Here is a 22,480-nt window from a genome sequence, read left to right as displayed (position 1 = left end):
CGACACATCTGCTTGGAGGTACGGCGTGGGCATCCTCGACGACAAGGTCGCCATCGTGACCGGCGGCGGCAGGGGGCTCGGCCGGGCACACTGCCTGGCCCTGGCCGAGGCCGGCGCGACCGTGGTCGTGAACGACCTCGGTGCGGGCGTGCACGGCGAGCGGACCGGGGACTCCCCCGCCGACGACGTGGTCGCGGAGATCACCAAGCTCGGCGGCCGGGCGGTCGCCAACCATGCGTCCGTGACGGACTGGACGGCGACCGAGACCATGGTCGCGGACACGGTCGCCGAGTTCGGCAGGCTGGACGTCATCGTCAACAACGCCGGCATCGTGCGCGACCGCATGCTGTTCTCGATGACCGAGGCCGAGTTCGACGCCGTGATCGCGGTGCATCTCAAGGGCACCTTCGCGCTCACCCGGCACGCGTGCGCGTACTGGCGGGAGGCGTCGAAGCGGGGTGAGCGGGTCAGCGGCCGCGTCATCAACACCACGTCCGGGACAGGGCTGTTCGGCAACCAGGGCCAGTCCAACTACGGTGCCGCGAAAGCCGGGATCGCCGGGCTCACCGTCCTCACCGCGCTGGAGATGCGCAAGTACGGCGTCACCGCGAACGCCGTCTCACCGATCGCGGCCACCCGGATGACGGACGGACTGTCCGTCGGCGAGTCCCTCCGGGCCACCGGGGACTTCGACCCGCGCGATCCCGCCAACGCCTCCGGTGTCGTCGTCTACCTGGCCTCCGACAGCGCGGCCTGGCTCACCGGTCAGGTCCTGCGCATCGAGGGCAACCGGCTGAACCGGCTCCAGGGCTGGACGGTCGCCGCGGTCCACCCCAGCGAGTCCGGTAAGGCACTCACCTACGACGAACTCGTCGACGCGGTACCGCAGTTGTACGGAGCGGCTCCCGCGGGCCGGGCCACCGGAGCGGGCCAGTGACGGGGCGCGGACATGAGGGGCGGGGGCACGACGCCGCCGCCCTGGTCCTGCGGGCGACGCTCGGCCCGATGCTCTTCGCCCACGGCTGGAACAAGGTCGCCGGGCCGGGCGGACTCAAAGGGACCACGGGCTGGTTCGAGGCTCTCGGCCTGAGGCCCGCCGAGGTGCACGCCCGTATGGCGGCCGGGACCGAGATGGCGGCCGGCGCGGGGATCGCCCTGGGGGCGGCGGGCCCTCTCCCGGCAGCGGCGGCCGTCGGTCTCATGGCCGTGGCCGCCCGGACCGACCACCGGGGCAAGGGGTTCTTCGTCTTCAAGGGCGGCTGGGAGTACGCCGGTGTCGTGGGCGGAGCGGCCGTCGCCCTGGCCGCACTGGGCCACGGCCGCTACTCGCTCGACGGACTGCTGCGACGCCAACACACGGGCGTGCGGCCCGCGTTGCTGGCCGCGGGACTCGGCACGGCGAGCGCGGCGGCACTGCTGGCCGTGTGCTACCGGCCCTCGCCGAAGCAGTCGGGCGAGGCAGGGACAGAAACTGAGACAGGTCAATGAAGGCGACAGGGAGTCGACATGGACGCGGCTGACTTCAGCGCGGTGCTGTCCGAGGTCCGGCGTTTCGTCCGGGAACGCGTCGTGCCGCTCGAAGCGGAGATCGACGAGAAGGACGAGATGCCCGCGGACATCCGCGAGGCGGCGAAGAAGATGGGCCTGTTCGGCTTCGCGCTGCCGGAGGAGTACGGCGGTCTGGGTCTGTCGATGTACGAAGAGGCCCAGTTGATGTTCGAGCTGGGGTACACCACCCCGTCGTTGCGTTCCATGTTCGGGACGAACAACGGCATCGCCGGGCATGTCCTGATGGTCGGCGGCACCGAGGAGCAGAAGGCGCAGTGGCTGCCGAGGATCGCCTCGGGCGACGTCCTGGCGTCCTTCGCGCTCACCGAGCCCGACGCCGGGTCCGACCCGTCGACCCTCACCACACGTGCCCGGCTCGACGGCGACACGTGGGTGATCAACGGTGCCAAGCGGTACATCACCAACGCTCCGCTCGCCGATGTCTTCATGGTCTTCGCCCGCACCGACCCCGACGCCCCCCGCACCCGGGGCATCTCCACCTTCCTGGTCCCGGCGGGCACCCCTGGCCTGACCGTGGCCCCCAAGGACCACAAGATGGGCCAGTTCGGCGCCTGGACGGCGGACGTGTACTTCGACGACGTACGCGTACCGGCCACCGCACTGGTCGGCGGCGAGGCCGGGCTCAACCGGGGGTTCTCCACGGCGATGGGCTGCATCGCGCACGGACGTGTCCACATCTCCGCGCTGATGGTCGGCATGGCCGAGCGCCTGGTCGACGAGTCGGTGGCGTACGCGAGCACCCGCAAGCAGTCCGGGAAGCTCATCGGCTCCTTCCAGCTCGTGCAGGGCCTCATCGCCGACTCGCAGACCGACTACTACGCCGGCCGCGCCACGGTCCTGGAGGCCGCACGCGCCTTCGACGCCGGGACCGACACCAAGATCGGCCCGTCCTGTACGAAGTACTTCGCCAGCGAGATGGTCTGGCGGGTCGCGGACCGCGCGGTGCAGGTCCACGGCGGGGCGGGCTACATGCGTGGGGTCGCCGTCGAACGCTTCTACCGCGACGCCCGGCTGTTCCGCATCTACGAGGGCACCAGCCAGGTCCAGCAGGTCATCATCGCGAAGGCACTGCTGGGCGAGGCGGCACGCGGCTGACGGACACGCACACCGCACGGAGGAAGGCCCCGGGCGAACCCGGGGCCTTCTCGTCGTCGCGGCCGACCGTCAGATGCCGAGCCGGTCCAGCAGCCGCTCGTGATAGACGGCCGGTCCCCCGAACAGTAGCTGCGAGGACTTGGCGCGCCGGAAGTACAGGTGGGCCGGGTGTTCCCAGGTGAAGCCGATGCCGCCATGGACCTGGATGTTCTCCATCGCCGCGAACATGTACGCCCGTGAGCAGCACGCGTGGGCCACGGCCGCGGCGACCGGGAAGTCAGCGGCCCCCTCGTCGGCCAGCCGTGCCGCCTCCCTGGCGGACGCCTCCGCGAGTTCCACCTGGACGAGCATGTCGGCGCACTTGTGCTTGACGGCCTGGAAGGAGCCGATGGGCCGGCCGAACTGGTGCCGGGTGCGGGCGTACTCGGCGCTCATCTCCAGGCACCTGCGGGCCCCGCCCGCCTGTTCGGCGGCCAGCCCGACCGAGGCCATGTCCAGGACCCTGGCCATGATGCGGCCGCCCGACCCCTCCGCGCCCACGGGCGTCGCGGCCACCGAGTCGAACGTCAGCCGGGCCATCGCCCTGGTGGCGTCCAGGGTCTCCATCGCCACGGCCGTCACGCCCGGGGCCGTCCGGTCCACCGCGAAGAACGAAGGACCGGCGACGGTTCGCGCGACGACGAGAATCAGGTCGGCCGTCGTTCCGTCGATGACGAAGCACTTGCGGCCGTTCAGCCTCCAGCCGCCGTCCCCGTCCGGCACGGCGCGCGCGGAGATCAGGGCGGGGTCCCAGGAGCCGCTGTCCTCGGCGACGGCGAGGGTGGCCGTGGTGCGCCCGGACGCGATGCCGGGCAGATGGCGGGCGCATGCGTCGCTGTCCCCGGAGGCCAGCAGGGCCTGGGCCGCGAGCACGACCGTCGCGAAGAAGGGCGAGCACAGCAGGGCGCGGCCCATCTCCTCCATGACGACGCCGAGTTCGACCGGGCCGAAGCCGTCGCCTCCGTACTCCTCCGGGATCGCCAGACCCGGCAGCCTCAGTTGGTCGGCGGCCTGCGCCCACACGTCGAGGTCGAAGCGCGGCTCGCTCTCCATGAGCTTGCGCACGGCCTCCTCGGGCGACTTGGCCTCCAGGAACTCCCGCACGGACGCGCGCAGTTCCCGCAGCTCGCTGACTTCGGCGGTCACGACCGCACCTCCTTGGCCGCGGTGGTCACCGGTTCCTTGGGCAGGCCCAGGACGCGTTCCGCGAGGATGTTCTTCATGATCTCCTCGGTGCCGCCGAGGATGCGCAACGCCGGTGTGGCCAGGAGGAGTTCGGACCAGGCGTAGGTGCCCCACTGCCCGGTGTCGGCGATGATCCGCGGGCCGAGGCAGTCGGACACGAAGTGCGCGGCCCGAGTGAGGTTCTGGCCGTACATCAGCTTGGACACGGACCTCTCGGGGCCCGGTGCGATTCCGGCCCGCAGGGTGCGCTGGGCGCGGTCGTTGAGGTAGCCGGTGGCCATGGCGTCCACCAGGAGTTCGGCGAGCCGGCCGCGCAGGGCCCGGTCGTCCCAGGTCCAGGTGGCCCGCATGAGCGCCGAGAGGTGTTCCGGGGACAGGGCGGCTGCCACCGGTCCCGCTCCCTCGCTGCCGACGGTGTTGCGCTCGTTCATCAGGGTGGTCAGGGCGACCGTCCAGCCGCCGTCGACCTCGCCGAGGCGGTGGTCGTCGGGGATGCGGACGTCGGTGAGGAAGACCTCGTTGAAGTCGGCGCCGCCGGTCATCTGCCGCAGTGGCCGGACCTCGACGCCGGGGGCGTCCATGGGGACCAGGAAGGCGGTGATCCCGCGGTGCTTGGGCGCGTCGGGGTCGGTGCGGGTCAGCGCGATGCCGATCTCGCTGTGCTGGGCGACCGACGTCCACACCTTCTGCCCGTCGAGCACCCACTCCGCGCCCTCGCGGACGGCCCTGGTCGCCACGCTCGCCAGGTCGGATCCGGCGCCGGGCTCGCTGAACAGCTGGCAGGCGATGGCATCCCCGCGGTACATCGCGGGCAGCCAGCATTCCTTGATGTGGGGCTGGGCGTGGGCGAGGATCGTCGGTCCGATCATGCCGAGGCCGACCACGCCGAGCACTCCGGTGTCGGGGACGGCGTACTCGGACTCGACGGCGTCGTAGAGCAGGTCGTGGACGGGGGTCAGGCCCCGGCCGCCGTACTCGGGCGGGCCGGTGATCCAGCCGAAGCCGTTCTCGTGGCGGGTCCGCTGCCATGCACGCGCACGGCGTACCTCCTCGGCCTCCTCCTCGGGCGGGAGGCTGCTGAAGTAGGCCATCGAGTCGTCGCCCACGCCCCAGGTGACGGCGGCACGGTCGGGGGCCTTCGTCGCGTGTGCGTCGAGGAAGCGGCGCGCTTCGGCGGCGAAGTCCTGCATTTCCTGGTCCATCGCGGGGTCCCCTGTGCTTTCAGGTGGAGAGGATCGTCACCGCCGACGCGCCGGGCGCGCCGTACAGGTGGGTGTAGCCGACGCGGGGCGTGCCGGGGATCTGCCGGGCCCCGGCCGTCCCGCGCAGTTGCAGGACGATCTCGTGGATCTGGCGCAGCCCGGAGGCGCCGATCGGTTCGCCGTTGCCGAGCAGTCCACCGTCGGTGTTGACCGGGAGCCGGCCGCCGATCTCGGTGGCACCCTCGGCGATGAGACGTTCCTGTTCGCCGTCCTTGCAGAGGCCGTTCTCGGCCATGTGGATGATCTCGGATCCGGCGTCGGTGTCTTGGAGCTGAGCGACGTCGACGTCCTCGGGCCCGATGCCGGCCAGCTCGTAGGCGGCCCTGGAGGCGTCCACGGTCGGGCTCTCGACGACCTCCCCGACGGGGAACGAGGGGCTCTGCACCTCGAAGGCGCCGAGCTTGCGGCTGCGCAGGGCGGTGGAGCGGACGCGTACCGGCGTGGGGGTGTACTTGTGGGCCTGGTCGGCGCGGCACAGCACGATCGCGGCGGCGCCCTCGTCCGGGCCGCAGTACATGTACTGCCGCAAGGGGTAGTTGAGGACCGGCGAGGCCAGAACCTCCTCCGGGGTCAGGGGAGTTCGGCGCCAGGCCTTCTCGTTCATGGCCGCGTTGCCGAAGTTCTTCGAGGCCACGCGGGCCAGCGTCTCGTGGGAGATGCCGTGTTCGTGCATATAGCGGTTGATCTTCATGCCGAAGAAGTGGGTGGTGAGGAACAGCCCGGTCTGCCCATACCAGGACGGGATGCCCGCCACGGACGGGTCGGCGGCGAAGGCTCCGCGCGGGTGCTTGTCCAGGCCGATCGCGATGGTGAGGTCGTGTTCGCCGGTCTCGATGGCGCGGGCGGCGAGCGCGATCGCCGTACCGGCCGTGGCGCAGCCGTTGAAGACCCCGCGCAGCGGGATGCCCGTCAGGCCGAGCCGGCCCACGATCGCGTCCGGGTTGGCGACCTCGTAGCTGCCGATGTAACCGCCCTGGATCTGCGGCCACTTCACGCCCGCGTCGGCGAGTGCGAGCCGTACCGCGTCCGCGCCCATGTCCAGTGCCGGCTTCCCGGGGAACCGCCCGAAGGGGTGGAGTCCCACGCCGATGATGACGGCCTCGGTCATGTTGTCGCCTCCTGAGAACCGACGGTCTCGTCGTCCGGGGTGAACGCGAACGTGACGACTTCGGTGCCGTCGTCCCGCACGGTGTAGGGCACGAGCGTCAGCCGCATGGCCTGGCCGATGCGCAGCCTGCGCGGGTCGGGCTCGGTGAGGCGGGCCTCGACGAGCAGCTCGCCGGGGAGTTCGATGTAGCCGACCGCGTAGGGCTCGAAGGTCTCGGGGCCGTCGTAGGGCGGGGACGGCGGGCGGAAGTCCTGGGTCGTGTACGTCCACAGCGTCCCGCGGTCCGCGAGCAGCCGTTGCCTGGACTCGGCGCTCGCGCACCGGACGCAGTCGGGGGCGGCCGGGAAGCTCACCAGGCCGCAGTCCGCGCACTCGGAGCCGATGAGCCGGGTGGGCCGGTCCGCGGTGGGCGGCCAGGTGAACAGGCCGTCGGCGACCGGCTGTTGGGCCCTTGTCGCGTCTGTCGTCGTCATCTCAGGCCCCGTTCCGGTTGCCGAGGGCGTCGGCGTTCGGGGCCGCCTTGGCCACCAGGTTGGGGACGACGGAGGTCAGCTCCTCCGGAGTCCACCGGGTCTCGGCACTCGCGCCGGGGCCGTTGACCCAGCCCTCCAGCACGGTGATCCGGTTCCCGACCACGCCGAAGACCCGGCCGGTGACCTCGCGGGACGCCGCCGAACCCAGCCACACCACGAGGGGGGAGATGGCCTCCGGGGTGAGGTCCTGGCTCTCCGCGGCCCGCCGCATCATCTCGATGTCCTCGGTCAGCCGGGTGAGCGCGGTGGGCGCGATCGCGTTCACCGTCACGCCGTAGCGGGCGAGTTCGGCCGCCGCGATGACGGTGAGGCTCGCGATGCCGGCCTTGGCGGAACCGTAGTTGGACTGTCCCGGGTTGCCGAAGATGCCGGACGGGGAGGTCGTGTTGATCACCCGGGCGTCGCGGGCGTGGCCGGCTTTGGCGCACTCGCGCCAGTACGCGGCCGCGTGGTGCAGGGTGGCGAAGCTGCCCTTGAGGTGGACGCCGAGCACGCTGTCCCAGTCCTGCTCGGTCATCGACACGATCATCCGGTCGCGCAGGATGCCGGCGTTGTTGACCAGCACGTCGAGGCCGCCGTAGGTGTCCACGGCCTGCCGGACGAGCCGGCCCGCGCCGTCCCAGGTGGAAATGTCGTCCGTGTTGGCCACGGCCTCGCCGCCGGCCGCGACGATCTCGTCCACCACGGCCTGGGCGGGCCCGGTCGAGCCGCCCCCGCCGTCACGGGCGCCGCCCAGGTCGTTGACCACGACCTTGGCCCCGTGCGCGGCGAACGCCAGGGCGTGCGCCCTGCCGATGCCGTTGCCTGCACCGGTGACGACCACGACACGGCCGTCGACCACTCCTTCGGACATCCTCGACTCCTCGCTCATGAAAGCTGGTCGGCCTCGCCGAACAGGACCCTCGGGTCGTCGCTGCCGCAGCCGCACCGCCCGGTGACGACGCGCCCGGCGACACCGAGGGGTGTCTCGGGGAGCGGCGAGGCACGCCCCTCCCCCGCCGCGACGGACAGCTGCCCGTCGCGCTCCGCGACCCGCCATTCGGCGGCGTTGACGTGCGCGCCGCTGCGCTCGGGGCACTCCACGGCGAGAGCCGGTCCCAAAGGCGAGAGCACACAGGCGGGCACGCCCACGGCGCGCAGACCCGGTACGGCGGCGGGGCGGGCCAGGACGACGGACATCGGCCGGAGCATCTCGCCGACGTCGGTGGTGCCGGCGAGCCCCTCCAGGGTCTCGGCGGACAGGCCGATCACGGCGTGCGGGCGCAGTTCGCGGTGGAAGACCGAGGTGCGGCGGTGGTCCCAGCCCATCGCCTCGGCGATGCCGTACGTCACCTTCAGCTCGCGCAGGGCGCCGATCGCCGCGCGTCCCCAGAAGCCCTCGAAGCCGGACATGGTCAGCAGCGCCCGCTGCCCGGCGGTGAGGCCGTGCTCGCGCAGGCGTGCGGCGAACCAGTCGGTGTCCCGGGTGAGTTCGGCCCACGTCAGTTCGGTGTCCCGGGTGCCGGTGGCGGTGGGGAAGCGCACGAGGTAGGCGAGTTCGGGGCGGTCGAGTGTCCTGGCCCGGGCCAGGGTGTCGGCGCGGGCCATCAGCTCTTCACCACCCGGGGGAACTTGGCGACGCTGGTCATGGTCTTCAACAGGTCCTCCTCGGTGCGCAGGTCGAGCACCGGATCGACTCCGGTGCGGGTGCGCACGGCCTCGCCCAGCCGGCCGGCGAGTGCGCCGACGTCACCGGTGAGTGCGGGGTCGTAGCCGACGCGCAGCCGCAGTTCGTCGACCTCGCGGCGGTCCCGGACGATCTGGAACACCCCGGCCACCGTCTCGGGCTGCTCCTCCACGGCCTGCCAGATGTCGCGCAGGACCACGGAACGCCCCTGGACCAGCGTGTCGTCGCCGCGTCGTCCCGCCACCCACATACGGGCGTGGGTACGGCCGCAGCCGCAGGTCCGGCCGGACAGGCGCACCAGGTCCTCGCTGCGGTAGCGGATCAGCGGTGCGGCCCGGTTGTCCAGGTCGGTGGCGACCAGTTCGCCGAGATCGCCCTCGGCGACGTCACGCCAGCCGTCGTCGCTCACCTCCACGCACTCCGCGAAGACGGTGTCCTCCCACAGGTGGAAGCCGTCGTGCTCCCGGCACTCCCAGGCGGTGCCGGTGTCGGCGGCGCTGGTGTACTCGTAGACGTCGATGCCCCAGTCGTCGCGGATCCGCTCGCGCATCTTCCGGCTGAGGGGCTGCCCGGCGCAGGAGGCACCCTTGAGGGAGGAGAAGGCCTCCTTGAGGTCCGTCTTCTCCGCCAGGTGCTCCAGCTCCACCATCTGCGGATACATCATCTGCAGATAGGCCGGCCGGTAGGTGCGCAGCGCCTCGACGACCTCGTGCATCTTCCCCATCCAGGTGTCGACCTCGATCACCACGGCGCCCAGCGCCTGGTAGCCGGGGTCCATCAGGTTGCGGAAGGTGCCGGGCGGGCTCAGGACCCGGTCGCCGGGCCTGAGGCCCAGCTCCCACAGGTCCCGTACCTGCGCGGTCACCAGCGGCGGTGCGTCCTGCCAGATCTCGGCGAAGAACTCCGGGTCGCCCGTGGTGCCCGAACTGGAGGAGACCGAGGTCAGCTCCTCGACCGGGACGCAGAGCAGACCGCCGAAGGGGTCACCGGTGCGGGCCCGGTAGGCGCGCACCAGGTCCTTGGTCATGAACGGCACGCGCTCCCGGAAGTCCTCCAGCGAGCGGATGTCTCGCGGACGGACCCCGTGCTCGTCCCACAGTTCACGGTAGAAGGCCGAGTTGGCGTAGGCGTACTCGACGAGCTCCAGGACCTGTTTCTCCTGCCCCGCCCGCAGTTGCTCGCGGGGCATGGTCTCCACGTCGGGCTCGAAGTACCTGTCAGCGGTGTCCCTGTCACCGACCATGGCGCCTCCTCGCGGCTCAGTGCCCAGATCTTCCAGCTATCAGCGCAATCAGTCAACCAATTCTACGGATTAAGGCAAGTCCGCCCCTGCCGCCGACCCTCCCGGGCCGATCTTCCGCCCGTACGGCCTTCCCTTCGGCCGCTCATACAACTAAAATCGCTTACTGATTACATCCATTGACCCGAAGGAGCGTCATGTCGAAGATCTGGGTCAACTCGGGGGACTCCCACGTGATGGAGCCCGCCGACGTGTGGACCGAGAGGCTGCCGGCCCGGCTCGGCGCCCGGGCTCCGCGCAGTGAGCGCGGCGAGAAGTACGAGATGCTCTACATCGACGGCGAGCGCATCGACCGCCAGCTCGGCGACTTCATGGACGCCATGCGCCCGCCGGGTGCCTGGGATCTGAAGGTCCGGCTCAAGGACCTCGACCAGGAGGGTGTGTGGAGCCAGCTGGCCTTCCCCTCCATGGGGTTCTGGCTCGTGTCGATCACCGACCGGGAGCTCGCCCGCGAGACCGTCCGGGCGTGGAACGACTGGGCGTACGACGAGATCCTCAGCAAGAACAAGCGGGTCATCACCACCGCCTGCGTCTCGACCGCCGACATCGACGACGCGGTCGCCGAGGTGGAGCGGGCCGCCGAGATGGGCTTCCAGGCGGTCTTCCTGCCGTGTTCGACCCGGGCGGGCGAGGAGTACGCCCTCGACCGCTGGGAGCCGCTGTGGACCGCCGCCGAGCGGGCGGGCGTGGTGCTCGCCTTCCACATCGGCACCGGCGGCGAGAACGTCGTCTTCCGCGGACCCGGCGGCGCGGTCGTCAACTACATGGAGACGACCTACCCGGGCATGCGTGTGGTCTCCCACATGGTCGCGGGCGGTGCCCTGGACCGCCACCCGGACCTGAAGATCCTGATCGCGGAGGGCGGCGCGGGCTGGGTGCCGGCCATCGGCGACCGGATGGACGAGGCGTACCGCCAGCACGGCATGTTCGTCCGGCCCAAGCTGAGCCGGCTGCCCAGCGAGATCATCCGCCAGCAGGTGTACGCGTCCTTCCAGCACGACAAGAGCTCGGTGGAGATCGTCGAGTCGACCGGCTACCGCAATGTGATGTGGGGCGACGACTACCCCCACCTGGAAGGCACGTACGGCCACACCCAGTCCACGCTGCACGACCTGTTCGACGGCGTGCCCGAGGACATCCGCGAGCGCGTCACGCGCGGCACCTTCAACGAACTGTTCGAGCTGCCCGAACAGACTCCCCAGGAGGCGGCCGTCTGAGCGGCGGCGGAACACCGTGACCACTCCTCCCTACCCCGAGGACCTGGAGCGGCCCGGGCTCGTCAGGACCGGGCGGTCGACCTTCCTCAGGCCCATCCGGCCCGAGGACGCCGACCGCCTGGTCGCCTTCGTGGGCAGCCTGTCGCGAGCCACCCTGGCCTACCGCTCCCTCGGCCCGGTGGTCCGGCTGCGCGACGACGTCATCCGACGCGGCGCACACGTGGACTACCTCAACGAGCTGGCGCTCGTCGCCCTGGCCGGCGAGGAGATCGCGGGCGTGGTCCGCTACGTCCGCGACCCCGACGAACCGGAGCACGCCGAGGTCACGTTCACCATCCGGGACGACCACCAGAGCGAGGGGTTCGGCCGGCTGCTGCTCGAGCACATCGCCGCCGCCGCGCGCGCCCGGGGCATCCGGGTGCTGGAGGCCGACGTCCTCGCCGACAACACCCGGATGATCAACGTGTTCCTCGGTTCCGGCTACCGCGTCGAGAGCGGTCCGCCGGGCCAGATCATCCACTTCGAGATCGCCGTCGATCCGCAGACCCTGGCCGTCGCGCGGGCCGAGCGCCGCGAGCACACGGCGGTACGGCGCTCCCTGCGGCCCCTGCTCGAACCCCGGTCGGTCGCCGTGATCGGCGCCAACCGCGGCCCGCTGACGATCGGGCACGAGATCGTGGCCAACCTGCTGCGGGGCGGCTTCGGCGGCAGCATCTTCCCGGTCAACCCGCGGGCCGGCCGGATCGCGGGACTGCGGGCGTATGGAAACGTCCGGGACCTTCCCGAGCCGCCGGACCTGGCGCTCGTGGCGGTGCGGGCCGAGTCCGTGCCCGAGGCCGTGCGCGAGTGTGCCGAGGCCGGGGTCAAGGCGGTGGTCGTGGTCTCCACCGGCTTCGGGGAGACCGGGGCCGACGGCCGGGCGACCGAGCTGGAGCTGGCCCGCTTCGCGCGCGCCTCCGGCATGCGGCTGGTGGGCCCGAACTGCATGGGCGTCGTCAACACGACCCCCCAGGCGCGGCTGGCGGCGACCTTCTCGCCCGCCCTGCCGACGCCCGGCCGGGTCGCCATGTCCAGTCAGTCCGGGCCGCTCGGCCTCGCCGTGGTCGACTACGCCCGGCGGCTGCGGCTCGGCTTCTCCGGCTTCGTGTCCGTGGGGCACGCCGTGGACGTGTCCACCAACGACCTCCTGCAGTGGTGGGAGGAGGACCCGGGAACCTCCGTGATCCTGCTGCACGTCGAGACCTTCGGCAATCCACGCCGGTTCGCCCGCGTCGCCCGCCGGATCGCGCCGCGCAAGCCGATCGTCGCGGTCCACCCGGGCCCCGCCGACTCGGCGGTGAGTTCGCTGTTCGCCCAGTCAGGGGTGATCCGTACCCGCAGCCTGCAGGAACTGTTCGACGTGGCTCTGCTGCTGGCCCACCAGCCTCCCCCGCCCGGCGACCGGGTCGCCGTGATCACCAACGCGGGGGGTCCCGCGGCCCTGACGGTCGGGGCCTGCGCGGCGAGCGGACTGCGCGTACCCGCACTCGGCGAGCACACCCGCCGGGCACTGGGTTCGGCGCTCGCACCCCGGGCGGAGGTCTCCAACCCGATCGACCTGACCCCGACGGCCACCGCCGCCCACTACCGGCAGGCACTGGACGCGGTCCTGGCCGACGACGGCATCGACGCGGCCATCGTCCTGTTCATGCCGCCGCTGGCGGACAAGGCCGACGAGGTGGCGTCGGCGATCCTCGACGCGGCCGCGGCCCGGCCCGAGAAGCCGGTGGTGGCCAGCTTCCTGGGCGGCGCGGGCGTCGCCGACCTCCTGCACCGGGGCGACCTGGTGGTGCCGACGTACACGTTCCCGGAGGCGGCGGCAGGCTCGCTCGGACAGGCCGCGGCCTACCAGGCCTGGCGCAGCACCCCTGCGGGTGTCGTGCCCGACCTCCCGGGAATCGACGCCGAGCGCGCCCGCTCACTGCTGGCCGGACGCTCTCCCGGCCCGGTTTCCGCCCGGATCGCCGCCGAGTTGCTCGCCGCGTACGGAATCGCCGTACGGGACACGGAGCCGGGCCCCGGCCCGGACGCGTTCCTCTCCGTCAGCGCCGACCCGGTGTTCGGGCCGGTGGTCGCCTTCGGCCTGACCGGGGACTACGCCGACCTCATGGCGGACGTCGCGTACCGGGTCACCCCGCTCACCGACCGCGACGCGCGGGAGATGGTCCGCTCGCTGCGGGCGACGCCGCTGCTGGAGAGCCGGGGTGTGGAGTTCGCGGCTCTGGAGGAGACCGTCCTGCGGCTCTCGGCGATGGTCGAGGACCTTCCCGAGATCGAGGCACTGGAACTGCGGCCGGTACGACTGCTGCCGGCCGGGAACGACATGGCAGTCGCCGGGGCCGGCGTGGCCGTCGCACACGCGACGATCCGGCTCACGGCGGATGGAACAGGAGGAGGAGTCTCATGAAGGTGGGCATCTATTTCGACATGCGCAACCCGCCGCCATGGCGGCAGAGTTGGTCGCGCCTGTACGGATTCACCCTGGAGATGTGCGAGGAGGCGGACCGGCTGGGCCTGGACTCGGTCTGGTTCTCCGAACACCACGGTTTCGAGGACGGGTACCTTCCCCAGCCGCTCACCCTGGCGGCCGCGGCAGCCGCCCGCACCCGCCGGGTGCGCCTGGGCACGGCGGTCGTCCCGGCCCCGCTCCACGCGGCCCCCGAACTCGCCGAACAGGCCGCGATCGTGGACATCATCAGCGACGGCCGACTCGACCTCGGCCTCGGCACCGGCTATCGCGTGCCCGAGTACCGGCTCTTCGGCGCCGACCTCGCCAAGCGCTACACCACGACCGATCAGCGGGTACGGGAGATCCGCGGCCTGTGGGCCGAGTCCCTGGTCACCCCCGGCCCGGTCCAGGACCCGCTGCCGATCTGGCTCGGCTACCAGGGCCCGCAGGGCGCCCGGCGGGCCGGCCGGCTCGGCACCGGGCTGCTCTCGCTCAACCCGGCGCTGCTGACGCCGTACCGGGACGGGCTCGCCGAGAGCGGGCACGACGTGTCGACGGCCCGGATGCAGGGCTCGTTCACCACGTTCGTCACCGAGGACCCCGACGGCGACTGGCCGGAGGTGCGCAAGCATCTGGCGTACCAGTGGGACAGCTACCGCCGCTATATGGTCGAGGGCACCGATCAGCCCCTCCCCCGCCCCATCGATCCCGACAAGTGGCGGGGGACGGGCCTGAACGCCACCGGCGTCGGCCAGTTCCTGTACGGCACACCGCAGGACACGGCCGAGGCCATCAAGGAGTACGTGGCGGGTCTGCCGGTGGAGGGTGTGTTCCTGTGGGCGTCGCTGGCCGGGATGCCCGAGGAGATGGTCGCCCGCCAGGTCCAGCTCATCGCCGGGAAGCTGCGTCCGCTGCTTGCCGATGTCTGACACGAGGAGTTCCAGCATGTCGAGCACGGTGCCCGGGTCCGGGCCATGGGCCGGGGCGGACTTCCAGGAGCCGCCCCGCACAGCGGGCGGGGTGGCGCTGTGCGGCGCGTGCCGAGTCGCCGGTTCCTGCCGGCTCGGCGTGCGGCACGAGCGGCTCGACGACGACGGCACCGCGTGCTTCGAACTGACCTGCCCGCGGGACCAGGAGGGTGGGCCCGAGGTGGCGCACGGCGGCTGGACGGCGGCCGTGCTGGACGACTGCCTCGGCCATCTTCCGCTGCTGCACCGGGTGTTGAGCGTGACGGCCGAACTGACCGTGAGCTTCGTCAAGCCGGTGCCGGTGGAACATCCGCTGGAGGTCCGGGCCCGGGTCGAGCGGCGCGAGGGGTCCCGCTGGTACATCGCGGGCGAGATGGTGCTGCTGCCGACGCGCGCCGTGCTGGCCCGCGCGTCGGGGATCTGGGTGACCCGCGACCGGGGCCACTTCGCCCGGCACGAGGAGTGGCTCGCCGGTCAACGCGCCGACGCGGAGGGTCAGTAGGAGCGCAGCCCCATGCTGCGGGCGATGCCGTTGCGCTGGATCTGGCTGGTGCCCCCGGAGATGGTCGCCACGATCGACTCCCGGTACCGGAAGCTCATCACGCTCTCCGTGGAGAAGCCGTGTCCCGCGAGGACCTGCATCCCGAGCCGGGCGGCCGCCACATAGGTCTCCGAGCCCTTCAGCTTGGCCATCGACCCCTCCCGCGTGCACGGCTTGCCCTGGGCGAGCAGCCAGGCGGCACGGTAGGCGAGCAGCCGGGCGGAGTCGATCTCGGTCTGGAGGTCGGCCATGGCGTGGGCGAGCGCCTGGAAGTTGCCGATGGGGCGGCCGAAGGCGTGCCGGGTGCGGGCGTACTCCAGCATCTCGTCCAGGGTGGACTGGGCGGCCCCGAGGTACCCGCCGCTGATGATGACCTTCTCCAGTTCGATGTTGGAGAGCATGACCTTCCAGCCCTCGTCGCGTGGGCCGACCAGGTTCTCCTTGGGGACCAGGGCGTTGTTGAAGAAGACCTCGTTGGTGCCGAGGATGTGCCGGGCCAGCGTCGGCGTCCGGCGCACCTCGACGCCCTCCGTCGTCGGGTCGACGAGCAGCAGACTGATGCCTCCGTGCTTGGGCTCGCGGGGCCCGGTGCGCACATATGTGGCGATGGTCGTGTCGGGCAGACCGCCGCCCGTGCACCACGCCTTCTGACCGCGCACGAGGAAGTGGTCCCCGTGGTCCTCGGCGGTGGTGCGCAGCGCGGCGGCGTCGGACCCGCTGTCCGGCTCGCTGAGGCCGACGGCGAGCCGGTGGCGCCCGGTCATCACCTCGCGGCGGATGAAGTCGCGCTGTGCCTCGGTGCCCCACCGGAACACCGTGATCCCGGGGATGAGCACGCCGATGTAGCACATGGCGACGTCGAAACTGGCCCGCCCCAGTTCCTCGGCGATCAGGATGAGTTCGAGCGGTCCGCCGCCGTCACCGCCCTCGTCCTCACCGAACGGGAGGGAGAACCAGCCCAGCTGGGCCATGCCCCGGAACAGCTCGGGCGGTACGACCCCGTCCTCGTCCCACTGTTTGGCCTTCTCCGCCGGACACACGTCGGCCACGAACTGCCGTGCCGTCGCGCGCAACAGGTCCTGCTCGTCACTCAGCCCGAAGTCCACGACCGCTCCTCGCCACCACTAGGCTATTCATCTATCTAATTATTCTATGTTAGCTGATAGATGGAGAGTGAGTCGTGTTCACGACGGTGGCGATTTACGTCCCGCTCCCGAGCCGCGCCCGGATCGCGGGTCAGCGCACCCTCCCCCGGGGCTTCAACGGCAGGGGCGGCAGCTCCGGCGCGGGCAGCGGGGCACCGTCGTACCCCTTCACCTCGCCGAAGCGGGAACCCGTCATCCAGTCCGCACGGGCCTGTTCGATCTCCGCCTGGGAGCGCCCGATCCAGTTCCAGAACATGACGAGCTCCTCCTCGAACGGCTCGCCGCCCAGGAGCATCAGGCTCGCGTCCGACTCGGCGCGCAGCGGGAGTTCGGCGCGGCCGCAGCCGAGGTAGAGCATCGAGCCGGGCAGGACCGGCACCCCGTCCACGTGGGCCTCGCCGGACATGGACAGGACGGCGTACTCGAAGTCCGGTTCCAGCGGGAGGCGCAGGTCCGCGCCGCGGGCGAGGGTCAGGTCGGCGCCGACGATGGGGGTGTACGCCGTTCCCGGCGACCGCGCGCCGTCCAGGTCGCCGAGGATGAGCGTGGCCGTCAGGCCCGGGGCCGTGATCTGCGGCAGTTCGGCGTGGTGCTCGAAGTGCGGTTCGGTGTGCCGGTCGGTGTCGGGCAGGGCGACCCAGAGCTGCGCGCCGTGCAGGTATCGGGCGTGGGACTGCGGGCTCTCCTCGGAGTGGCTGATGGCACGGCCGGAGGTCATCAGGCCCAGCTCGCGGGGGCGGATCGTCTGGAGGCCGCCGGTGGAGTCGCGGTGCAGCACCTCGCCCTGGTGCAGCCAGCTCACCGTCTGCAGCCCCATGTGCGGGTGCGGGGGCACTTGCATGCCCGGCTCGTCGGCGATGTCGTCGGGACCGTAGTGATCGACGAAACACCAGGCGCCGACCATGCGGCGGCCCAGGTTGGGCAGCAGTCGGCGCACCTCGCTGGATTCGCCGAGCTTGACGCGGCGAGGGCTGAGAAGTTCACGCACGGGTTCCGCCACCACGAAGCCGCGGCCGCCGCACAGAGCGGGAACCGCCTGACGATCAAGATTGCTCATACCGCCCAACCTAGACCCGTGCGGCGACTCCCGTCAGGCCGTCCCCGGGCCCTTAAGGCGGATGCTCCGCGGACGCCCCGCAGGCCTTGCGCAGGCCTTCCGCCAACGATCCGCACGGCGTCCGCTGACAGTGCGCAGCCGGTCCGGGAAAACAGTAGCCATAGACATAGTAGCTATGTACTGTATCCGTCATGAGTACAGCACCCGAGGGCGCGACGCCCGGTTTCCTGGTCTGGCGACTGTCGATGAAGTGGCGGGTCGCGGTCGACCGCGCGGTGGCACCGCTCGGCCTGACCCACGCCCAGTACTCGCTGGTGGCCTCGCTGTACGGCATGCAGCGCGCCGGCGAACGCCCCAGCCAGCGACGCCTCGCCGACCGGACGGGCCTCGAACCGCTCTACGTCTCCAAACTGGCGCGCGCCCTGGAGAGCTCCGGCCTCGTGGAGCGCACCCGGGACCCGCGCGACCCGCGCGCGATGCAGCTGGCGCTCACCGAGGAGGGCCGTGAGCGGACCCGGCAGGCCATCGAGGTCATCCATGGCCTCCTGGAGCAACTGCTGGCGCCGCTCGGGGGCCTGGGCGGCGCACGCACACAGGAGTTCACGCGCGAGCTGACGACCCTGCTCGACGTACCGCTCGACCCGACGAACGAGAACCTCAAGGAGCAGTCATGACCACCGCCACTCCCCTGCTGGATCCTCGCGTCATCGCCCTGGCCCACTACGCGGGGCGCGCCCTGCTCGAGAACGTGCTGGCCCGGCACGGCGCCACCTTTCAGCAGTCCGTCACACTCCGCCTGGTCGCCGTCGCCGAGGGGCCGGTCGAGCGGGACGGTGTCGCCGGGGCCGTCGTCGGAGCCCTCAAGATCGACGCTACGGAGGCGCACTCCGTCCTCGACGGGCTGATCGCCGCACACCTGCTGGCCCCCGAAGGGCCGTCCCTGGTACGGATCACGGACGCCGGTCGCGAGCTGTACGCCCGGACGTCCGCCGAGACCGCCCCCATCTCCGCCCGGGTCTACGCCGGTATCCCCACGGAGGACCTCGCCGTCGCCGGTCGTGTGCTGAGCCTCATCACCGAGCGCGCCGACAAGGAGCTCGCCGGCCTGGCCAAGTAGTGGAATATTGAACCACCTGGGCCCGTTGTGGCGTCGTGACCGAGGGAGGCCACCAGTGGAGACGACGTACTACGACCACGGAACACCGGCGGAGCGCTGGGAGCGCGCGCAGATGTTCTTCGACGCCAAGGAGTACTCCACGGCAGCCCGGGTCCTGGGCGGGTTGGTCGAGGAGGTGCCGGAGCAGACCGGACCCCGGCTGCTGCTGGCGCGCGCCTACTACCACTCGGCCCAACTGCGTCGCGCCGAGCGCGAGTTGTGGGTGATCGTCGAGCGCGACCCGGTCGAGCAGTACGCCCGGCTGATGCTCGGGCGCACGCTGGAGCGCCAGGGCCGGCACGAAGAGGCCGAGCCGCACCTGCGCCTGGCGTCGGCACTGGCGGGCGACTTCGAGTGACCCCCACGCACACATGGGCCCGGTTTCCGCTCGGAAACCGGGCCCGTCCGCGCCTCAGACCGCCGCCGGGCCCTTCCCCCGCCGGTGCGCGATCTCACCGAGGATCACGTCGGCGACGATGAAGCCGGCCAGCGGTATGCCGAGCAGCGGTACGAAGTAGCCGACGAGGGCGACGACGACCACGCCCGGAACCAGGATCTGTGGCGGTACCTGCTGCCAGGCGCCGCGCGGGATGGGCCGGCCGAAGGAGGAGCCCCGGCCGCGCTGCCACCACATGCGGTAGCCCCACACGATCAGCAAGGCCAGCGACAGCGCGAGGAGCATCAGGGCGATCTGGTTGGCCAGGCCGAACAGGAGGCCGGTGTGCAGGTCGATGCCCCACCGGGTGAGCTTGGCGAGGAACGGGTGGTCGGCGAACCGCAGCACGTCGGTGACCTCGCCGCTGGTCGGGTCGACCGCGACCGCGTCCTGCTTCTCGGGCCAGCTGCGCTGCACCTGCCGTACGACATAGGCGGACGACTCGTCGGCGGGCGGAACGATCTCGACGGGGTCGCCGAGTCCCTCCGTGCGGGCGGCGGCCAGCACCTTGTCGAGTCCGACGCCGTGCTCGGCGTCCCCGGCCGAGGTGGACGCGCCGTGTCCCGAGTGGTCGCCGCCCGCCGCCGAGGAGACCGACGGGGTGGACTGCCCCAGCGAGGTGCGCAGTTCGTCGATGTTCGCGCCGGCGTACGTCGACCAGGTCAGTCCGGTCGCCGACAGGAAGAAGAAACCGGCCGCGGCCCACACGCCGATGTTGCCGTGCAGCCCGAGGGTGCGGCGCCGCCCGCTGGTGCCGCGGACCTTGCGCAGGGCACGGCGGCGGGTGAACCACAGCACGATGCCGCCGCCGGCGATCACCCACAGCCAGCTCGCGGCGAACTCGCTGTAGAGGCGGCCGGTTTCGCCGAGGTGCAGATTGCGGTGCAGTTCGCTGATCCAGGTCCGCAGCGGAAGCGCTCCGCTGGAACCGTACTGCTCCAGCGCGCCCTGGACCTTCCCGGTGTACGGGTCGACGAACACCGCGAGGGTGTGGGTCGGGTCGACTCCCTTGACGCCCGACAGCATCACCCGGGTCGTCGCGTCGTCCTCGGGAGAGGGCCGCACGGCAGAGACGGTGCCTTCGGGGTGGGCCTTGCGTGCGGCGGTGACCTGCTCGGAGATGGGCAGCTTGCTGTCGCCGACGGCGGAGACGGTCATCTCGTCACGGTAGGCGATCTTCTCGGCCTGGAAGGAGCCGGCGTACAGGAAGCCGGTGACGGCGGCGATGAGCAGGAAGGGTGCGACGAACACGCCGGCGTAGAAGTGCAGACGCAGCACGAGCGGGCGCAGCGGGGCCCAACTGCCGCGGGCAGGTACCGGAGCGGCCGGTTGCGGGGTCTCGTCCGTCGGGGGTTCCCCGGTGGGAGCGGAGCCGGAAGGGGGGGACGTCGGGGGAACGATGGACATCGGCGACTTCTCCGGGGGCTGGGGACGGTAGCGGTCCAGTAGTCGGAGGAAGCCGGCGCCGAGTTCCCGGGAGGTGCAGTGACCTGCGTCACACAGATGTGTCGTGGCATCCTGGCGCGATGGCAACTCCGAGTCACCGCAGGCCCCTTGCCGAACTGGTCGAGGAACTCCTCACCACGGACGGCCCGCTACCGATCGTCGCGGCCGGCGATCCGGTGCTGCGACAAGGCATCCAGCCGTACGACGGTCAGCTGGACGACACCCTCTTTCCCCGCTTCGTCGAGGCCCTGCGCGTCACGATGCACGCGGCGCCCGGCGTCGGGCTCGCCGCCCCTCAGGTCGGGGTGCCCTTGCGGATCGCGGTGATCGAGGATCCCGCGCCGGTACCGGAGGAGGTGCGCCTGGCGCGCGGACGCGTCCCTCAGCCCTTCCGGGTGCTCGTCAATCCGTCGTACGAACCGGTCGGCACCGAGCGGGTCGGATTCTTCGAGGGCTGTCTGAGCGTGCCGGGCTGGCAGGCGGTGGTGGCGCGGCCCGCCGAGGTGCGGCTGACCGGTGAGGACGAGAACGGGCGCCCGCTGGACGAGGTGTTCACCGGCTGGCCCGCCCGCATCGTCCAGCACGAGACGGACCACCTGGACGGCATGCTCTACCTCGACCGCGCGGAGCTGCGCTCACTGTCCTCGAACGAGGCGATGGCCGAGCGCTGGACGCAGCCGACGCCGGAGCAGGCGGCCGCGTCCCTGGGCTTCGACCTGCCCCGATAGAGCGTGCCGCGAACGTCCCGACTGCGCACGCGCGCCGCGTAGTCGGGCCCGCCCCACGTCGGACGACACCACATTCGAAGCACGTCCTAGTTGTCCCGGTAGGCCTCCAGCAGGCGCAGCCACACCTCGCTGATGGTCGGGTAGGACGGGACCGCGTGCCACAGCCTGCTGATCGGGACCTGGGCCGCGACCGCGATCGTCGCGGAGTGGATCAGTTCGCCGACGCCGGGGCCGACGAAGGTGACGCCGAGCAGGATCTCGCGTTCCAGGTCGACGACCATGCGGGCCCGGCCGCGGTAGCCCTCGCCGTACAGGCTCGCGCCGGAGACGTTCGCCAGGTCGTAGTCGACGGCGCGCACGCGGTGGCCCGCCTGTTCGGCCTCGGCCAGGGAGAGGCCCACGGAGGCCGCCTCGGGGTCGGTGAAGACGACCTGGGGTACGGCGTCGTGGTCGGCGGTCGCGGCGTGGGCGCCCCAGGGGTCCGTCTGGACCGAGGCGCCCGAGGCGCGGGTGGCGATGGCGGCGCCCGCGATACGGGCCTGGTACTTGCCCTGGTGGGTGAGGAGCGCGCGGTGGTTGACGTCGCCGACCGCGTAGAGCCAGTCGCTGCCGGTGACGCGGAGGCTGTCGTCGACCTCCAGCCAGGCGCCGGGATCCCGGCCGATCGTGTCCAGGCCGATGTCGTCGGTGCGCGGTGCGCGGCCGGTGGCGAAGAGGATTTCGTCGGCCTCGATGCGGTCGCCGGTGCCGGTGACGACCACGACGGTGCCGTTCTCGCGGGTGACCGACCCGACCGAGGTGCCGGTGCGGACGTCGATGCCCGCCTCGGTGAGCGCCTCTGCGATGAGTTCGCCCGCGAACGGCTCCATGCGGTTGAGCAGGCCCTTGCCGCGCACCAGGAGCGTGACCCGGGAGCCGAGGGCCTGCCAGGCCGTGGCCATCTCGGTGGCGACCACTCCCCCGCCGACCACGACGAGGCGTCCGGGCGCCGACTGGGCGCTGGTGGCCTCGCGGCTGGTCCACGGCTTGATCTCGTCCAGGCCCGGCAGGTCGGGCAGGACGGCCCGGGTGCCGGTGCAGACGGCCACGGCGTGCCGGGCGGTCAGTACCTTGCGCACGCCGTCGGGGCCGGTGACCGTCACCGTGCGCTCGCCGGTGAGGCGGCCGTGGCCGCGGTGGAGATCCGCGCCGATGCTGTCCAGCCAGCCGACCTGGCCGTCGTCCTTCCAGTTCGAGGTGAAGTAGTCCCGGCGCGCGAGGACCGCTGCCGCGTCGAGGGGGGCTTGCACCGAGGCGCTCAGACCCGGCAGGCGGCGCGCGTCCGCCTGTGCGATCACCGGCCGCAGCAGGGCCTTGCTGGGCATACAGGCCCAGTAGGAGCACTCTCCGCCGACCAGTTCGCTCTCCACGACCGCGGTGGAGAGGCCGGCCGCGCGGGTCCGGTCGGCCACGTTCTCCCCCACGGGTCCGGCGCCGAGCACCACTACGTCGTAGGTGGTGTGGGCGATGTTTTCCGTTTCCGTCATGGGACCAGTCTGGTG

22 protein-coding genes are annotated in these 22,480 nt (G+C 71.6%); 11 read left to right on the top strand and 11 right to left on the bottom strand.

Going from position 1 to position 22,480, the window contains the following annotated elements:
• The first annotated feature begins 25 nt into the window (after positions 1–25).
• Genes OHT57_RS42725 through OHT57_RS42715 form a run of 3 tightly spaced genes read left to right on the top strand, consistent with a single transcriptional unit; the run spans position 26 to position 2,664 of the window.
• The gene (locus OHT57_RS42725) at positions 26–937 is read left to right on the top strand and encodes an SDR family NAD(P)-dependent oxidoreductase (RefSeq protein ID WP_328752337.1); all 912 of its coding nucleotides are present in this window, start codon (positions 26–28) and stop codon (positions 935–937) included.
• Positions 934–1,488, top strand: a complete 555-nt coding sequence (locus OHT57_RS42720; RefSeq protein WP_328752336.1) for a DoxX family protein — start codon at positions 934–936, stop codon at positions 1,486–1,488. Before OHT57_RS42725 ends, OHT57_RS42720 begins: the two co-directional genes overlap by 4 nt.
• 18 nt (positions 1,489–1,506) lie before the next feature.
• Entirely contained in the window at positions 1,507–2,664 is a 1,158-nt protein-coding gene (locus OHT57_RS42715) for an acyl-CoA dehydrogenase family protein (protein WP_328752335.1), read from the top strand.
• 69 nt (positions 2,665–2,733) lie between these two features.
• On the opposite strand, the gene OHT57_RS42710 is transcribed toward OHT57_RS42715, so the two are convergent.
• From OHT57_RS42710 to OHT57_RS42680, 7 genes are read right to left on the bottom strand one after another with little or no spacing between them, the layout of a single operon-like run.
• The gene (locus tag OHT57_RS42710; RefSeq protein WP_328752334.1) at positions 2,734–3,849 is read right to left on the bottom strand and encodes an acyl-CoA dehydrogenase family protein; all 1,116 of its coding nucleotides are present in this window, start codon (positions 3,847–3,849) and stop codon (positions 2,734–2,736) included.
• On the bottom strand, positions 3,846–5,090 hold the full coding sequence (locus tag OHT57_RS42705) for an acyl-CoA dehydrogenase family protein (RefSeq protein ID WP_328752333.1): 1,245 nt from the start codon (positions 5,088–5,090) through the stop codon (positions 3,846–3,848). The genes OHT57_RS42710 and OHT57_RS42705 overlap by 4 nt, the downstream gene beginning before the upstream one ends.
• A gap of 19 nt (positions 5,091–5,109) precedes the next feature.
• Positions 5,110–6,258: a thiolase family protein gene (locus OHT57_RS42700; RefSeq protein WP_328752332.1), complete on the bottom strand. Its 1,149-nt coding sequence runs from the start codon at positions 6,256–6,258 to the stop codon at positions 5,110–5,112.
• Entirely contained in the window at positions 6,255–6,731 is a 477-nt protein-coding gene (locus tag OHT57_RS42695; RefSeq protein ID WP_328752331.1) for a Zn-ribbon domain-containing OB-fold protein, read from the bottom strand. The genes OHT57_RS42700 and OHT57_RS42695 overlap by 4 nt, the downstream gene beginning before the upstream one ends.
• 1 nt (position 6,732) lies before the next feature.
• Positions 6,733–7,644 carry an SDR family oxidoreductase gene (locus OHT57_RS42690; RefSeq protein WP_328752330.1) on the bottom strand — a complete coding sequence of 304 codons (912 nt, stop codon included), beginning with the start codon at positions 7,642–7,644 and terminating at the stop codon, positions 6,733–6,735.
• 14 nt (positions 7,645–7,658) lie between these two features.
• A complete protein-coding gene (locus OHT57_RS42685) occupies positions 7,659–8,378 on the bottom strand; it encodes a hypothetical protein (RefSeq protein WP_328752329.1) in 720 nt (239 codons plus the stop codon).
• A complete protein-coding gene (locus OHT57_RS42680; protein ID WP_328752328.1) occupies positions 8,378–9,700 on the bottom strand; it encodes a phenylacetate--CoA ligase family protein in 1,323 nt (440 codons plus the stop codon). Before OHT57_RS42680 ends, OHT57_RS42685 begins: the two co-directional genes overlap by 1 nt.
• A gap of 194 nt (positions 9,701–9,894) precedes the next feature.
• Here OHT57_RS42680 and OHT57_RS42675 point away from each other — a divergent pair, with 194 nt between their 5' ends.
• From OHT57_RS42675 to OHT57_RS42660, 4 genes are read left to right on the top strand one after another with little or no spacing between them, the layout of a single operon-like run.
• Positions 9,895–10,974 (top strand): amidohydrolase family protein, encoded by a 1,080-nt coding sequence (locus OHT57_RS42675; RefSeq protein WP_328752327.1) that lies wholly within the window; start codon positions 9,895–9,897, stop codon positions 10,972–10,974.
• A gap of 16 nt (positions 10,975–10,990) precedes the next feature.
• Positions 10,991–13,420, top strand: a complete 2,430-nt coding sequence (locus OHT57_RS42670; protein WP_328752326.1) for a bifunctional acetate--CoA ligase family protein/GNAT family N-acetyltransferase — start codon at positions 10,991–10,993, stop codon at positions 13,418–13,420.
• On the top strand, positions 13,417–14,391 hold the full coding sequence (locus OHT57_RS42665) for an LLM class flavin-dependent oxidoreductase (RefSeq protein WP_328752325.1): 975 nt from the start codon (positions 13,417–13,419) through the stop codon (positions 14,389–14,391). The genes OHT57_RS42670 and OHT57_RS42665 overlap by 4 nt, the downstream gene beginning before the upstream one ends.
• A 16-nt stretch (positions 14,392–14,407) precedes the next feature.
• Positions 14,408–14,932, top strand: coding sequence for a PaaI family thioesterase (locus tag OHT57_RS42660; RefSeq protein ID WP_328752324.1), 525 nt, complete (start codon positions 14,408–14,410; stop codon positions 14,930–14,932).
• On the opposite strand, the gene OHT57_RS42655 is transcribed toward OHT57_RS42660, so the two are convergent.
• Both OHT57_RS42655 and OHT57_RS42650 read right to left on the bottom strand, forming a co-directional pair.
• Entirely contained in the window at positions 14,926–16,077 is a 1,152-nt protein-coding gene (locus tag OHT57_RS42655) for an acyl-CoA dehydrogenase family protein (RefSeq protein WP_328752323.1), read from the bottom strand. The genes OHT57_RS42660 and OHT57_RS42655 overlap by 7 nt on opposite strands.
• A 130-nt stretch (positions 16,078–16,207) precedes the next feature.
• The gene (locus tag OHT57_RS42650) at positions 16,208–17,173 is read right to left on the bottom strand and encodes a pirin family protein (RefSeq protein ID WP_328752322.1); all 966 of its coding nucleotides are present in this window, start codon (positions 17,171–17,173) and stop codon (positions 16,208–16,210) included.
• Positions 17,174–17,364: 191 nt separating this feature from the next.
• On the opposite strand from OHT57_RS42650, the gene OHT57_RS42645 reads away from it, so the two are divergent.
• From OHT57_RS42645 to OHT57_RS42635, 3 genes are read left to right on the top strand one after another with little or no spacing between them, the layout of a single operon-like run.
• Positions 17,365–17,847: a MarR family winged helix-turn-helix transcriptional regulator gene (locus OHT57_RS42645; protein WP_328752321.1), complete on the top strand. Its 483-nt coding sequence runs from the start codon at positions 17,365–17,367 to the stop codon at positions 17,845–17,847.
• The gene (locus OHT57_RS42640) at positions 17,844–18,290 is read left to right on the top strand and encodes a MarR family transcriptional regulator (RefSeq protein WP_328752320.1); all 447 of its coding nucleotides are present in this window, start codon (positions 17,844–17,846) and stop codon (positions 18,288–18,290) included. The genes OHT57_RS42645 and OHT57_RS42640 overlap by 4 nt, the downstream gene beginning before the upstream one ends.
• Positions 18,291–18,345: 55 nt before the next feature.
• Positions 18,346–18,687: a tetratricopeptide repeat protein gene (locus tag OHT57_RS42635; RefSeq protein WP_328752319.1), complete on the top strand. Its 342-nt coding sequence runs from the start codon at positions 18,346–18,348 to the stop codon at positions 18,685–18,687.
• Between the two features lie 54 nt (positions 18,688–18,741).
• Here the strand turns inward: OHT57_RS42635 and OHT57_RS42630 are convergent, their stop codons facing one another.
• Entirely contained in the window at positions 18,742–20,172 is a 1,431-nt protein-coding gene (locus OHT57_RS42630) for a PepSY-associated TM helix domain-containing protein (protein ID WP_328752318.1), read from the bottom strand.
• Positions 20,173–20,291: 119 nt separating this feature from the next.
• Here OHT57_RS42630 and OHT57_RS42625 point away from each other — a divergent pair, with 119 nt between their 5' ends.
• Entirely contained in the window at positions 20,292–20,939 is a 648-nt protein-coding gene (locus OHT57_RS42625) for a peptide deformylase (protein ID WP_328752317.1), read from the top strand.
• Between the two features lie 86 nt (positions 20,940–21,025).
• On the opposite strand, the gene OHT57_RS42620 is transcribed toward OHT57_RS42625, so the two are convergent.
• Positions 21,026–22,465 carry a dihydrolipoyl dehydrogenase family protein gene (locus OHT57_RS42620; protein WP_328752316.1) on the bottom strand — a complete coding sequence of 480 codons (1,440 nt, stop codon included), beginning with the start codon at positions 22,463–22,465 and terminating at the stop codon, positions 21,026–21,028.
• Between the last annotated feature and the right edge of the window lie 15 nt (positions 22,466–22,480).

It is taken from the genome of Streptomyces sp. NBC_00285 (genome assembly GCF_036174265.1).
Classification (GTDB): Bacteria; Actinomycetota; Actinomycetes; order Streptomycetales; family Streptomycetaceae; genus Streptomyces.
This window is presented reverse-complemented; position numbering and strand designations above follow the sequence as displayed.